The sequence below is a fragment of the Shewanella sp. WE21 genome (genome assembly GCF_002966515.1).
Classification (GTDB): domain Bacteria; phylum Pseudomonadota; class Gammaproteobacteria; order Enterobacterales; family Shewanellaceae; genus Shewanella; species Shewanella oncorhynchi.
In genome coordinates, this window is the sequence record NZ_CP023019.1 from 852578 (window position 1) to 866434 (window position 13857).

11 protein-coding genes are annotated in these 13857 nt (G+C 45.3%); 3 read left to right on the forward strand and 8 right to left on the reverse strand.

Features of this window, described 5'->3' with window-relative positions; all coding sequences use genetic code 11:
• Positions 1 to 152 precede the first annotated feature (152 nt).
• Together CKQ84_RS03580 and CKQ84_RS03585 are read right to left on the reverse strand one after the other, a co-directional pair.
• The gene (locus tag CKQ84_RS03580; RefSeq protein ID WP_105250128.1) at positions 153 to 527 is read right to left on the reverse strand and encodes a PH domain-containing protein; all 375 of its coding nucleotides are present in this window, start codon (positions 525 to 527) and stop codon (positions 153 to 155) included.
• Positions 528 to 728: 201 nt separating this feature from the next.
• Complete coding sequence (locus tag CKQ84_RS03585; protein WP_105250129.1) at positions 729 to 2645, reverse strand: U32 family peptidase; 1917 nt, start codon at positions 2643 to 2645, stop codon at positions 729 to 731.
• A 203-nt stretch (positions 2646 to 2848) separates the two neighbouring features.
• Here CKQ84_RS03585 and rluA point away from each other — a divergent pair, with 203 nt between their 5' ends.
• The 3 genes from rluA to CKQ84_RS03600 all read left to right on the forward strand — a co-directional run bounded on the left by rluA (position 2849) and on the right by CKQ84_RS03600 (position 8165).
• Positions 2849 to 3526, forward strand: coding sequence for a bifunctional tRNA pseudouridine(32) synthase/23S rRNA pseudouridine(746) synthase RluA (gene rluA / locus CKQ84_RS03590; protein WP_105250130.1), 678 nt, complete (start codon positions 2849 to 2851; stop codon positions 3524 to 3526).
• Positions 3527 to 3621: 95 nt separating this feature from the next.
• A complete protein-coding gene (gene asnC / locus CKQ84_RS03595) occupies positions 3622 to 4083 on the forward strand; it encodes a transcriptional regulator AsnC (protein ID WP_006080290.1) in 462 nt (153 codons plus the stop codon).
• Positions 4084 to 4289: 206 nt separating this feature from the next.
• Positions 4290 to 8165 (forward strand): S8 family serine peptidase, encoded by a 3876-nt coding sequence (locus CKQ84_RS03600; RefSeq protein ID WP_105252993.1) that lies wholly within the window; start codon positions 4290 to 4292, stop codon positions 8163 to 8165.
• Between the two features lie 68 nt (positions 8166 to 8233).
• Here CKQ84_RS03600 and CKQ84_RS03605 read toward each other — a convergent pair whose 3' ends face one another.
• The 6 genes from CKQ84_RS03605 to CKQ84_RS03635 form a co-directional block, all read right to left on the reverse strand.
• Positions 8234 to 9004 carry an ABC transporter permease gene (locus CKQ84_RS03605; RefSeq protein ID WP_006080287.1) on the reverse strand — a complete coding sequence of 257 codons (771 nt, stop codon included), beginning with the start codon at positions 9002 to 9004 and terminating at the stop codon, positions 8234 to 8236.
• Positions 9001 to 9939: an ABC transporter ATP-binding protein gene (locus tag CKQ84_RS03610; protein ID WP_028761727.1), complete on the reverse strand. Its 939-nt coding sequence runs from the start codon at positions 9937 to 9939 to the stop codon at positions 9001 to 9003. The genes CKQ84_RS03605 and CKQ84_RS03610 overlap by 4 nt, the downstream gene beginning before the upstream one ends.
• Before the next feature lie 203 nt (positions 9940 to 10142).
• Positions 10143 to 10673 carry a hypoxanthine phosphoribosyltransferase gene (hpt, locus tag CKQ84_RS03615; protein WP_028761726.1) on the reverse strand — a complete coding sequence of 177 codons (531 nt, stop codon included), beginning with the start codon at positions 10671 to 10673 and terminating at the stop codon, positions 10143 to 10145.
• Positions 10674 to 10680: 7 nt separating this feature from the next.
• Positions 10681 to 11340: a flavin prenyltransferase UbiX gene (locus tag CKQ84_RS03620; protein ID WP_105250131.1), complete on the reverse strand. Its 660-nt coding sequence runs from the start codon at positions 11338 to 11340 to the stop codon at positions 10681 to 10683.
• Position 11341: 1 nt separating this feature from the next.
• On the reverse strand, positions 11342 to 12736 hold the full coding sequence (gene mpl, locus CKQ84_RS03625) for a UDP-N-acetylmuramate:L-alanyl-gamma-D-glutamyl-meso-diaminopimelate ligase (protein WP_105250132.1): 1395 nt from the start codon (positions 12734 to 12736) through the stop codon (positions 11342 to 11344).
• Between the two features lie 447 nt (positions 12737 to 13183).
• On the reverse strand, positions 13184 to 13822 hold the full coding sequence (locus tag CKQ84_RS03635) for a hypothetical protein (protein ID WP_063883553.1): 639 nt from the start codon (positions 13820 to 13822) through the stop codon (positions 13184 to 13186).
• Positions 13823 to 13857 lie beyond the last annotated feature (35 nt).

Sequence of the window (13857 nt, forward strand, 5' to 3'; positions counted from 1 at the left end):
CGAGGATAGGTAAGCCCAGATAAAACTTGGCTTACCTTACTCACAATTAACCGTTAGCTTGCGATAACAATTCCAAGCTTGATAGCACTAAATGAATCTAAGTCGCAGCACTAAAACTTAGGCCACGGCACTAAAACTAAAGTGCAAAAAAACTAAAGTGCAAAAGTGGCAATAGTCTTTTGAATACCCACGACATCCGTGCCACGCTTGAGCTCTTTGACTAAAGGTTCGCTCTGGCCTGAGATCCAAATTTTAAGCTCGGCATCCATATCAAAATGCCCTGTCGTTTCCACTTCAAAATGGGTAATGGATTTATAAGGTATTGAATGGTAAGTAACCTTCTTGCCTGTAAGTCCCTGCTTATCAATTAAGATCAGGCGTTTATTGGTGAAAATAAACAAATCACGGATCACTTTGTAGGCGAGTTTTAATTCTTCTTGAATGCCCATGATAGGCCTTAATTCCTCGGCTAATTCCTGTAAATCAACCTCAGCAGCATTACCGAGTAAACCGTCTAACAATCCCATTTTAACATCCCTTATTATTGATATTATTTTCAATAAGATATCTGCTCATTACCGCATGTGCAATATAAGGCTTTGATGAAAATATGAGAGTGGCAATGGTGAGGGCAACATCAATGAAAGGTAAGCTGTTGTAAGTGCGCGGATGCAAGCTGAATAGGTGCTAGGAGCATTGCACTCGGACAATGCTCCTAATGACAAATATTAAAGGTGCTTCCGGCCTCGCACTTGACGGTTTTCGCCGACCACCATCATTTCGCATTTAGGGCAGTCGAATACCAACTTGAGCACATCATTGCCGATTTCAAGCACCATAGGATCGGCCTTGATCCCTGGCACTTCTTTCGGACACAGATTGAAGTTAAAGCGTAAGCAATGCTTAGTGATCATCAATGGCACGTCTTCAGTGACGCCATTTTTCTCATAGGTATCTTGGATTTCAATCACGCCATGGCGTTGATAAAAATCCTTGGCCTTTTCGTTGGCAACGTTGCCTAAGTAACTCAAATGCTTGACGGGATAGACTGCATCTTGATTATGCTTCCACGGCAGTGGACGCACATAGCCTTGCACACGAGCAGCCTCTAAGGCGGCCACACCATCACGGCGCAGACCATTTAACACTGATGCGGGCAAGAACCAAGCTTGGGCCGTATCGATACTGATGCTACGGGCAACAAAGTCGGTACTGCCGAGCTTACCTAGCTGAGTGCGAGTATTTTGTAAGGTCTTATCGACATCTGTCGCAGGCGTCTTCTCGACCACTAAATTCACTGTGGCTGTAAGGCCATAGATATCCGTCAAGGTCAGCGCCAGTCCATCTTGGGTGTCGCTCAACCGTAAATCGACGCCGATAATCCGCTTAGAAGATTCTTTCGATAGCAGGGCTTCGAAGGCTTGGTTATGGTTACGATATAAAGTCATGCCGACCTTTAAATCCTTTGGCACCTGCAATATATGCAGTTTTAACCCTTCGGCACGGTTAACCCGCAGGCCTTGCAGCTTGTCATCGGATTGTTTTGCCATAGCAAAATTCGCGGGGAAAAACGCTAAGCCATCGCCGTTATTAAACTCATGGGTCGAGCTCACTTGGATAAAGTCTTTACCTATGCTGACCACTTTACCGACTTCTTCGCCTATGTATTTGGGCGAGCGGAAATCTTTAATTCCTTGGCTACGTTCGTTAACAAAGTAATCTGTGCTGCCACGGTTAAAGGTCTTTTCAGGATCAGGGGTAAAACTATGTTCACAGCGGCCGTGGGACGAAGCCTTAAACTCAGGACGACGCGCCATAATCGCATCCAACTTTTGGCGATAATGCGCAGTGACGTTTTTAACGTAACTTAAATCTTTTAAGCGACCTTCAATCTTAAACGAGCGAATGCCCGCATCGATGAGCGCCTCAAGGTTTTCGGTTTGGTTATTGTCTTTTAAAGACAATAAATGTTCGTTCTGCGCTAACACATCCCCTTGACGGGTTTTAAGATTGCCCGGCAGACGGCACATTTGCGAGCATTCACCGCGGTTAGCACTGCGGTTACTAAAGGAATGACTCAAGTTACATAAGCCACTGTAAGCCACACACAAAGCACCGTGGATAAAGAATTCGAGCTGCATATTAGTATGCGCGGCGACATCACGGATTTGGCTCAAACCCAATTCACGGGCAAGCACCACCTGAGAAAAACCAACTTGCTCTAAAAACGCCACTTTTTCTGGACTGCGGTTATCCATTTGGGTACTGGCATGCAGGGCAATCGGCGGCAAATTGAGTTGTAATACGCCCATGTCCTGCACAATCAGCGCGTCAGCTCCCGCTTCGTACAATTGCCAAATGAGTTTTTCGGCGTCGGCCAGTTCGTTATCCATCAAAATGGTATTGAGGGCGACAAATACCTGAGCATGGTATTGATGAGCATAAGTGCACAGGCGCGCGATATCTTCAACACTGTTACCCGCCGTTGCCCGCGCACCAAACGCAGGACCACCTATGTATACCGCATCGGCACCATGGCGTATGGCTTCGATACCGTAGTCAGCATTTTTTGCAGGCGCCAATAACTCAAGACGGTTATGGACGTGAGAAAGATTCTCGGGAGTGTATATCTCTGGCTGGCTCATGGCTTCACAGACTCAAAATTATCATTAACGAAAAGGACGGGAGTATAACAAAAACTCAAATACAGCTCTATCAGCAAATCATCAACTAATCCGCTTTACTTTTGCCAGCGAGGATAATGGCACAGCCGATCTTTGGGCCTCACACTTGCACCCTCAAGCCGAGCAGAGTATCTTTGCCCCGCATTGACGAATAGGCACTATTTATGACTGATTTTATTTACCAACCACCGACCACTCCTTGGCTCGATATTCTTTATCAAGATAAAGACATTATCGTCATCAACAAACCTTCAGGATTGTTGTCTGTGCCAGGTCGCGACCCCGCCCATTACGACAGTGTCTATGCCCGGGTAAAAGCAGAGCATCCACATTGCCAAATCGTCCATCGCCTCGATATGGCGACCTCAGGCGTGATAGTTGTCGCCCTTATTCGTAGCGCCGAGCGGGAATTAAAACGTCAGTTCCACGATAGAGAAACCAGTAAGACCTATTATGCAAGGGTCGCAGGCCATTTCAAAAATGACACTGGCAGCGTTGATTATCCACTGATCTGCGACTGGCCAAATCGCCCTAAACAGAAAGTCGATCATCTTGTTGGCAAACCGTCTTTGACTCACTACCAAGTAATGAGCCGCGCCAAACGCTCAACGCTGGTTAAACTGATGCCAATCACAGGCCGCTCACACCAATTACGGGTGCATATGATGGCGCTAGGACATCCGATTTTAGGCGATGGTTTTTATGCCGACTCACTGGCAAAATCCTTAGCGCCTCGACTATTACTACATGCAGCAGAGCTCACCATCAAACATCCCTACTCGGGTGTCAGTATGACTTTTAGCGCAAAAGTCCCTTTTTGTGAGCCTTTGGGCGAACAATGATCACTAAAATCAAATAATACGGGCAAAATCGGTAGCAATTCTCCATAAAAAAACGTAACTTTATGACAATTCACTACGTTATAGAGAGTTTATTTATGGATACCGCATTTCAGCGCGATCAACTCGATAATCATATCCTCGAAGCCCTAATGCAGGATGCCCGCACACCCTTTGCCGAACTCGCTAAACGCTTTAGCGTGAGCGCCGGCACTATCCATGTTCGGGTAGAAAAAATGAAGCAAGCGGGGATCATTACAGGTGCGCAGATCACGGTAAACCCTAAAGCCCTAGGCTATGACGTTTGCTGTTTTATCGGTATCAACCTTAAAAGTGCTGGCGATTACCCCGCCGCTATCGCCAAACTCAACGCTCTCGAAGAAGTCGTCGAAGCCTATTACACCACAGGCAACTACAGCATTTTCGTAAAGGTCATGTGCCAATCCATCGACGGCTTACAACACGTGCTCATCAATCGCATTCAATCTATCGATGAAATCCAGTCGACAGAAACCTTGATCAGCCTACAAAACCCAATCGTCAGAGCGGTTAAACCTTAAACAGGAAAAACAGCAAACACCTACAAACAACATAACAAATACCAAAGTGTGATTAACATCTTTTTTACCGCAAAAGTGTTAACCATACGATACTTTTGTGTTACAACTTCATTGCTGCCGCCAAAGAGCGCAGCAGAAACTATAACAATTCAGCTACAGGCACGTTTAATAAAGTGCTGAAAGCATTAATTGACAAGGAAGAAGTTGTGAAGACAAAACTATCGATCGCTATCTCTGCTGCACTACTCTCAAGCGCAGCTATTGCTAACAGTGAATTTACATTTAAACCTTACTCACCCGAGATCACATCTCACGATAAATTTAGCAAACCTAAAGTGGCAACAACAAATTTAGGTGCACCACAACGTTTTATTGTTGAAATGGAATCTCCTGCACTCGCTAAATACCAAGGTGGTATTGGCTCGTTTGCTGCAACAGCTTCAGCAAAAAAAGGTCAAAAAATCAACGTACAGTCATCTGAAGTAAAAAGCTACGCCAATCATCTTACAAAAGAGCAGAACAATTTTTCTTCTGCTCTAGCTAAAACAGTACCTAATGCAAAAATAGAACGCCATTTTCAAACATTATTTAATGGTGTCACTGTTGTTGGCCAAGGATTAACCGCTGAAAAACTGGCTCAAATGCCAGGTGTTAAATCAGTCTATCCAGAAACCATGTATGAAATAAACATGGATGCTTCTCACCAAGTTATTAATTCCCAAGCAATGTGGGAAGCAGTTTCTGGGATGGAAAATGCAGGTAAAGGAATTAAAGTCGCAATCATTGATGGTGGCATTCGTCCTGAAAACCCCATGTTTACTGACGCTGGCTTTACCGCACCAAGTGGAAATTTACCATCGGATGACTATTGCTCGACTGTTGATGCATCTTTCTGTAATAACAAACTGATCGTTGCGCGTTGGTCGCAACCTACATTCCCTGTTTGCGCTGATGAATACATGAGCCCACTCGGTTTTGGTGGCCATGGTACTCACGTAGCAGGAACCGCCGTTGGCAATAAAGTATCAACAACCTTCAAAGAAATCCCTGTTGAGTTATCAGGTGTTGCTCCAGCTGCTTACTTAATGGTTTATAAAGCTCTTTATAGTAAAGCTGACTGCACTGGTGGTAGTGGTTCAAACATCATGTTAATGGAAGCCTTAGAACATGCTGTTAATGATGGCGCAGATGTAATCAACAACTCATGGGGGGGGAGTGCTGGTAGTGATCCAGCTAGCAGCCCATACAAAACCATGTTTGAAGCTGCAGAAGCTGCGGGGGTTGTTGTAGTTAGCGCTGCCGGTAACGATGGTAATGGTCCTCAAACTATCGGCTGCCCTGCTTGTATTGAATCAGGAATAACTGTTGCTAACACTACAACAGGGCGTTTTTTCGCTAATAGCTTTAATACCGGTGGTGATGATTTACTTGCTATTCCAAGTTCTGATGCAGTGCTCTCAGAAGATATTACCGCTCCAGTGATTGCGGCCTTTAATTTAGATGCTGAAAATGCCAATGGTTGTGATGCCTTTGCTGCTGATTCGTTCAAAGATGGCATTGCATTGATTTCTCGCGGAACATGTAACTTTTCATTGAAAGCAACAAACGCAAAAGCTGCAGGCGCTAAAGCCCTTGTAGTTTATAACAATGCGGCAGGTGCACCGACGACTATGTCTATGCCTGGCGAACCATTCCCTGCAGTCATGATTACGAAAGATGCAGGTTTAGCTGTAATCGAAGCAATGGGAGATACTGCAACAACTGGTACTATAGTTGCAAAAACTAAACGCATCATGGTTACTGAACTTGCTGATAATCTAAATAGCACCAGTTCACGCGGTCCTGATGGCAACCAAAATATTCTTAAACCGGATATCGCAGCACCTGGTACCAACATTCTGTCAGCTTTTTCTCCTGATGATGGTGGTGAAGACTTTAATATGATCTCTGGCACCAGTATGGCAAGCCCTCATGTTGCAGGTGCAGCAGCTCTTATGAGCCAACTGCACCCAGAGTGGAGCGCAAATGATATAAAAACGGCTCTCACTTCTACGGCTAAATATGAAGACATTCTCGATGATGATGCAACAACCCCAGCAACTCCATTTGACATGGGTGCAGGTCGCATGGATTTAGATGCTGCAGCCAAGGCAGTATTAACCTTTGACAAACCTTCAATTGCTTCAGACTCTTGCGTTGGTCCATGCACCTTCACTCGTACTGTCTATAACAAAAGCGATGCAACGACATCTTGGAGCTTATCAACTTCATCAGATAGCACAGGCATCACAGTATCCCCCTCTACCTTAGAGCTTGCCGCAGGAGCCTCTGCCACGTTTACTGTAACCGTTGACTCAACTTTCGCTGAATATGGCGAGTGGATCTTCGGAAACATATTAATCAACAGCGCGGAAGGGTTACAAAATGCTCATTTACCTCTAGCTGTTTTGGCTAAAGAATCAAGTAATGCATCCTTAATTTCTACACTAACAACCAAAACAGATATTACTGCGAGTGACGTGATCCCATTGGTTGCAACTGTGAACAATAATGTATTTGCAAATACAGTCACAGTAACAGCGCAAGCACCTAAAGGCACTAAACTAACCTCAAAAGATGATGTAAAAATCACTTTAGCAGGTGCAACACAAAATGGATTGCAGGTAAATGAAGATTTGGGCTTAGTGACATGGGTAGGCCAACTAAATTTACCTAAAATGGCAACAACCAAAGGTGCTCAAAGATTTCCAAGTATCGTTGGCTTAGGTGTTGTTCCCATAACTTGTCCTGAAGGCTGTGATGAACAAGCCTTTACTTTTACAGTTCCAAGCTTTAAATACAACGGCGTGAGCTACAGCAAAATAACAATATCAGACAATGGTTTAGCGATTGTTGGAGGCGGAAGTGCAAGTGGTACTTTTGCAAATAAACAATTACCAGATGGTAGTAACCCAAATAACATCCTTGCTCCATTCTGGTCTGATTTCGACTTATCAGATAAGTCTGTCGGCGATACTGGTGGCGGTGATTTAGCCGTTGGAGTATTCACAGATGGCGCAGGAGTGAAATGGTTAGCTTTAGAGTGGAATAAAGGCCAACTCTATGGCGACACATCTGGTACAGCTTATACATTCAGTGTTTGGATTAGGACAGGTGATACTGAAGAGGTTGTCTTCAACTATATCAATATTCCAAATATACCTGCAAACGTCACTATTGGTGCTGAAAACGTAGGCGGTACTATTGGGACGACTTATAACTTTAATGGTACAGGTGGCAATATTTCTACAGGTGATGCATTAACCTTAAAGAATACAACGGCAGGAAATGTCACTATTAACTACGATGTTACAGCGACATCACTCAATGTTGGACAAGCTGATGTAATTGAAACCAACGAAGAAGCTTTAGTCTCAATTGATGTCTTAAAAAATGATATCAAACCAGATATGAAAGTTGCTCGAGTATCAATTACAGGTGATGGCATTACGGCAAATGCCCAACGCATTATTGATATCATGCCAAAAGGAGCATTAGGCAGCTTAGCTATTGTACAAGCACCTTCACACGGCACTGCTTCAATCAATTCAACAGGTGGAATTGATTATACACCTGCAGAGAATTACTTTGGTCCGGATATGCTTAGCTATACATCTGCAGACGAAGATGGCAATACTGGCGCTGCGGCAATTGTGACCATTGACGTAAAAAATGTAAATGACGCACCAACAGTCGCTCCAGTCGGTTCAACTGGTGTTGAAGGTTCTGTGTTAACAGCAAAAGCTAATGGCGCGGATATAGATCAAGATACTTTGACTTATACTTGGACTCAGACGAGTGGAACTCCAGTGACCTTCACCAATGGTGGAGAGGTAATAAGTTTCACCGCACCTAGTGGAGCACAAGATCTGGTCTTTACAGTAACAGCGTCTGACGGAAAATTAGAAAGCAATCCTAGTACAGTAACGGTTAAAGTAACGGCAAAACCAATACCTCCAGCTAAAAAAGATGATGGCGGAGCATTAGGTTGGTTAACCGCCTTATTGTTACCACTGGCGGCAATGCGTCGTCGTATGAAGTAACGAGTTGTTGACACTAAAAAGGGAGCCTTAATGGCTCCCTTTTTCTATTACGCTCTAAAGAAATATGTCTAGGAACGCAGGCCTATTCCGCGCGAGACTAAGTAATACGCTAAGGTCCAAAGTGCGACACAGAAACCGATCATAATGGCGATGGATAATGGCACGCTGATATCGGCGAAGCCTAAAAAGCCATAGCGGAACACGTTGATCATATAAACCACAGGATTGAGTGCCGATACGCCTTGCCAAAATGGGGGCAAGAGTGACAGGGAATAAAATACGCCGCCAAGGTAAGTTAATGGGGTAAGCACAAAGGTGGGGATGATACTGATATCGTCGAAGCTTTTGGCAAAAACAGCGTTAATTAAGCCACCCAATGAGAATAGCACTGAGGTTAAAAATACCGTCATAACCACTAAACCGGCATGATGCAAGCTAATGTCGACAAAGAACATGGCCACAAGCGTCACTATTAGGCCAACACACAAACCGCGCGCCACGCCGCCGCCTACGTAGCCAGCAATCAGCACATAATGGGGCACAGGTGCCACCATCAGCTCTTCTAAATTACGTTGAAACTTGGCACTGTAAAATGAGCTAGCAACATTCGAGTAAGAGTTAGTGATCACCGACATCATGATCAAACCAGGGGCGATAAACTCCATATAAGATACGCCGCCCATTTCTCCAATCCGGCTGCCGACTAAGTTACCAAAAATCAAAAAATACAAGGTCATGGTAATCGCTGGCGGGACTAAGGTCTGGATCCAAATTCGCGTAAAACGATTGATCTCTTTACTTAAAATACTTTTAAAGGCAATAAAGTAGAGCTGATTCATGCTGAGGCTCCCTGAGTTTTCTTCACGAGTTCGACGAAGAGTTCTTCTAACCGATTAGACTTGTTACGCATCGATAGCACTTCAATATTAGCTGCGCTCAATTGGCTAAAGACATCGTTAAGATTATGCTCTTTCGCTACATCCACCTCTAAGGTATGAGAGTCGGTTAAGCGACAAGCCATGCCATCGAGCACGGGAGCCGTTTCAGTATCGCGACGAAGATCGAGAATAAAAGTCTCCATATTCAGCTTACTCAGCAACGCCTTCATGCTAGTGCATTCCACTAAAATACCTTTATCAATAATGCCGATATTACGGCAAAGCATTTCCGCTTCTTCAAGGTAATGAGTGGTCAGGATGATCGTCACGCCCTGCTGGTTTATTTGTTTGAGGAACTCCCACATAGAGCGGCGCAGTTCAATATCCACACCTGCGGTAGGTTCATCTAAAATCAATAATTTAGGTTCGTGCATCAGAGCGCGCGCAATCATTAACCGTCGCTTCATGCCGCCAGATAATTCTCGCGAAGGGCTATTGCGCTTTTCCCACAGATCCAGTTGACTTAAATATTTTTTGGCACGCTCAAGGGCGATAGGTTTTGGCACACCATAGTAACCCGCTTGATTCACCACAATTTGCAGCACGGTTTCAAACTGGTTGAAGTTAAACTCTTGTGGCACTAAACCAATGCAGAGCTTGGCGTGTTCTAGCTGCTTATCGATATCATAATCAAAGACTTTGACCGTACCTGAACTCTTCTGCACTAAGGAGCTAATAATACCAATCGTGGTGGATTTACCCGCACCATTGGGGCCGAGCAAGGCAAAGAAATCCCCTTGATTGACGGTGAGGCTAATGCCTTTGACCGCTTCTACGCCGCCTTTATAGGTTTTTTTAAGCCCTTCGAGTACCAGAGCATGGGTAATATTCGCCATATTTGTACCGATCCTTACACATTAGAAAGTAATAAGATGGTGCTAAAAAACACAATTACAATGATGGGTTGCAGAACTAAAGCAAAAAATTAGCTAATTGATTGAAAAGAAAAAATTTAATGATTCAATCATTAATGCTTTTTATATTGCCGCAAAAAGCAAAACTCCCGCCTGTTGCGGGAGTTTTAAACTGTATCGGACACTTAATCGAGTGGTACGACTTTGGCGATATAAGGTAGATTGCGATACTGCTCGGCATAATCAATACCATAACCTACGATAAACTCATCAGGGATAGTAAAACCGATAAAATCAACCTTCACATCCACTTCACGACGCTCAGGTTTATCCAACAGGGTGCACAGTGCAAGACTCTTAGGCTCACGCAGCAACAGCATTTCGCGCACTTTACTTAACGTATTACCTGAGTCAATCAAGTCTTCCACAATCAGCACATCGCGACCGGCGATATCAGATTGCACATCTTTCAGCACTTTCACATCCCGTGAGCTGGTCATAGTATTGCCATAACTGGAAACCGACATAAAATCGATTTCAACATGGCCTTTAATGCGGCGACATAGGTCAGCCATAAAGACCACTGAGCCTTTTAACAAGCCTACCATCAGCAGACGTTCACTGTGGGCATAATGGGCATTGATTAGCTCGGCCATTTGATCCAATTTCTGGCTTATCTCTTCAGCAGAGATCATCACTTCGGTGGTGTGTTTCATATAAGTCTCAATTGTCGAGGTCGCGGTTAGACTGTTTGTCATAACCCCAGCGACTCGTTAATGCATGGTCAACGCCCAAATGATCGAGAATTCGAGCGACCATGAAGTCTACCAGATCTTCTACCGATTTGGGATTGTGATAAAAGCCGGGTGCAGCGGGCATAATGGTCGCGCCGAGGCGAGAAAGGCTTAACATATGCTCTAAGTGTATGGCACTAAAAGGAGTTTCCCTCGGTACTAGGATAAGTTGGCCGCGCTCTTTAATCACCACATCGGCGGCGCGTTCGAGTAAATTATTACTCATTCCGGTAGCAACTGCCGCTAACGTCCCCGTAGAGCAAGGACAAATCACCATTTGTTTAGGTGCAGCGCTACCCGATGCAGGCGGCGAAAACCACTCATCTTTGCCTAATACCACTAACTCGCCAGCAATAATCACGCCTTTTTCGTGCAGCAAAGCCAACAGCTGGGCATGGGCTTTGTCACTGTTGGCGCTTAACTGTAAGCCGTGTTCCGTCGCCAATACCACCCGAGCGGCACTGGAGATCATCAAAAACACTTGATAACCCGATACCAACAGACACTCGAGTAACTTAAGCCCATAGGGAGCACCAGAGGCGCCCGTCCAAGCTAAGCTAATCGCCTTAGTCGACTTTGTGTAGGCCATCTTAGCTAACCTGCTCTACAGTTGAAGCCTGTTCTAATGCGGCCAACAGCTTCTTATGTAACCCACCAAAACCACCGTTACTCATCACCACAATGGTGTCGCCTGCTTTGGCGGTTGCTGCGACTTTAGCGACCACATCATCAATTTGATGTAACACAGTCACAGGGATCACCGCCGCTTCCATGGCTTCTTTCATATTCCAGTCGATGGTATCGGCTTGATATAAAAAGGCTTCGTCGGCTTGCATCATAGAAAAAGCTAAAGTGTCTTTATGGACACCGCTCTTCATGGTATTTGAGCGCGGCTCGAGTACCACAGTAATTTTGCTCTGCCCAACCTTAGCCCGCATGCCTTTTAACGTGGTCGCAATCGCCGTTGGATGGTGTGCAAAGTCGTCGTATACGCTCACACCATTAACGGTTCCGAGTAATTCGAGTCGACGCTTAGGTGGCATAAACTTAGCTAAAGCTTCAATTGCAGCACTCGGCTTAACGCCCACGTGGCGTGCGGCAGCAATGGCCATCATGGCGTTTTCAATATTGTGTTGACCAATCAAATCCCATTCGAGAATGCCTTGAGATTCGCCATCAAAAAATACTTCAAAGCGATGGCAATCATCACTTAACGCTTTGCCATACCAACCGCTGGTCGATTCGGCTAAATGATAGGTTTCTTGCTCACTCCAACAACCCATATCAATCGTTTGCTTAACGGCATGGGAATCGGCGGGCCAAATGATCTTGCCTTCACCAGGAACGGTGCGAACTAAGTGGTTAAACTGTTTTTGAATCGCAGCCAGATCGGCAAAAATATCGGCATGATCGAACTCAAGATTGTTGATCACTAAGGTACGCGGATGATAATGCACGAATTTCGAACGTTTATCGAAGAAGGCACTGTCGTATTCGTCAGCCTCAACGACAAAGAAAGCGGTCTTGCCTAAACGTGCCGACACACCAAAGTTTTGCGGTACGCCACCGATTAAGAACCCAGGCTCATAACCACAATCATCTAAAATCCAGGCTAACATGCTAGATGTCGAGGTTTTACCGTGAGTGCCAGACACTGCCAGCACCCAACGCTCTGGCAAAATATGATCGGCTAAAAACTGCGGGCCAGAGGTATAAGGGATGCCAATGTTCAACACAGCTTCCACACAAAGATTACCCCGGCTCATGGCATTACCAATGACAACTAAGTCAGGATAGTGCCCAGCTTCACCCAGCTGGCTAGGATCAAAACCTTGAATAAGCTCAATGCCTTGGTCCTCTAGTTGCGTGCTCATTGGAGGATAGACATTGGCATCCGAGCCCGTCACTCTGTGCCCTTTTGCCCTAGCCAATAACGCTAGACCACCCATGAAGGTTCCACAAATCCCTAAAATATGTACGTGCATACCGCTCGCTCTGATGTGTTGAATTCACCGCCATTCTAATCCATCGAGCGGCAGATTGGCAGGTAACAATCGGGGAAAAGCACAGCAATCACAAATGACAGTTTCAAAATCAGTAGATTTCACATTTGAGCTGCAGAACTGAGATTTTTAGATAACAGGTCAACTAACACAAGGCCGAAAACTGTCGCAATGCAGGGGACTATACCCAAACAACCTGAAGATGCAGGATTCAGCGGGAGTTTAACGCACTTTAGGCAAGGCGGTTATTTGCAGACCTAGCGGGCTAAGTTAAAAATAACCAACGCAGCATAAAGTGCGTTAAAACCCGCCGGAACGGAGCGCCTAGGGCACTTCACTTCCGTGTTGCATCAATTCAAAAGGTGGCCGACATTCTGTCATTGATGCGCCTTGAATTGAAGCACCCTAGGCGCTCTGAAACTCGTATCTTCAGGTTGCTTGGGTATAGCGTAAGTCTCGGTAGAGCTGAGCGTGCTGGCTACGGTGGCGACTAAATAAGAATTGACGCAACGCTTCACGCTCTTCGGTTTCGGCCTGAAACTTAACGAAAGCCAGACCTTTCTCGCTACGAATAGGCTCGATATCGACGCGCATAGTCTCGCCATTGGGCAATTGTAATTGCAAGTCTTTACTGCCTAACAATTGTTTAAATTGCTGCTGTGATTTAGCACGAATGGCCATGCCAGAACTAGATAGCGAGGCAACAGACCATTGCTCACCTTGATCGTGGTCGAATATCCACACATCATCGGCTTGAGTTAACCGCCAACTGCGCTCCACTCCCGAGGCATCTAGCACTTCAGGTACACCTAAAGTGGGTTGAAACTGACCAAAGTCATCCACTTTCATCAGTAGCGGAAACCAGAGTTTATAGGGTCCGACTTCGGCCAATAGAGTGAGTTTTGCCTTACCGAGAATCGAGGCGATAACTTGCGGTACTTCAGTTGTGACTGTGAGCACGTGATTGACTAGGGGATCGTTAGTCAAGGCTGTGCCCACACGAGTCGGCGAAAAAAGTTCGCTAAAACAAGCAAGCTCCTCCGCGGATAATCGAGGTTCATCCATCATGATAAGTCCTCCCGAGTTAAACTCCTTACCCCAAA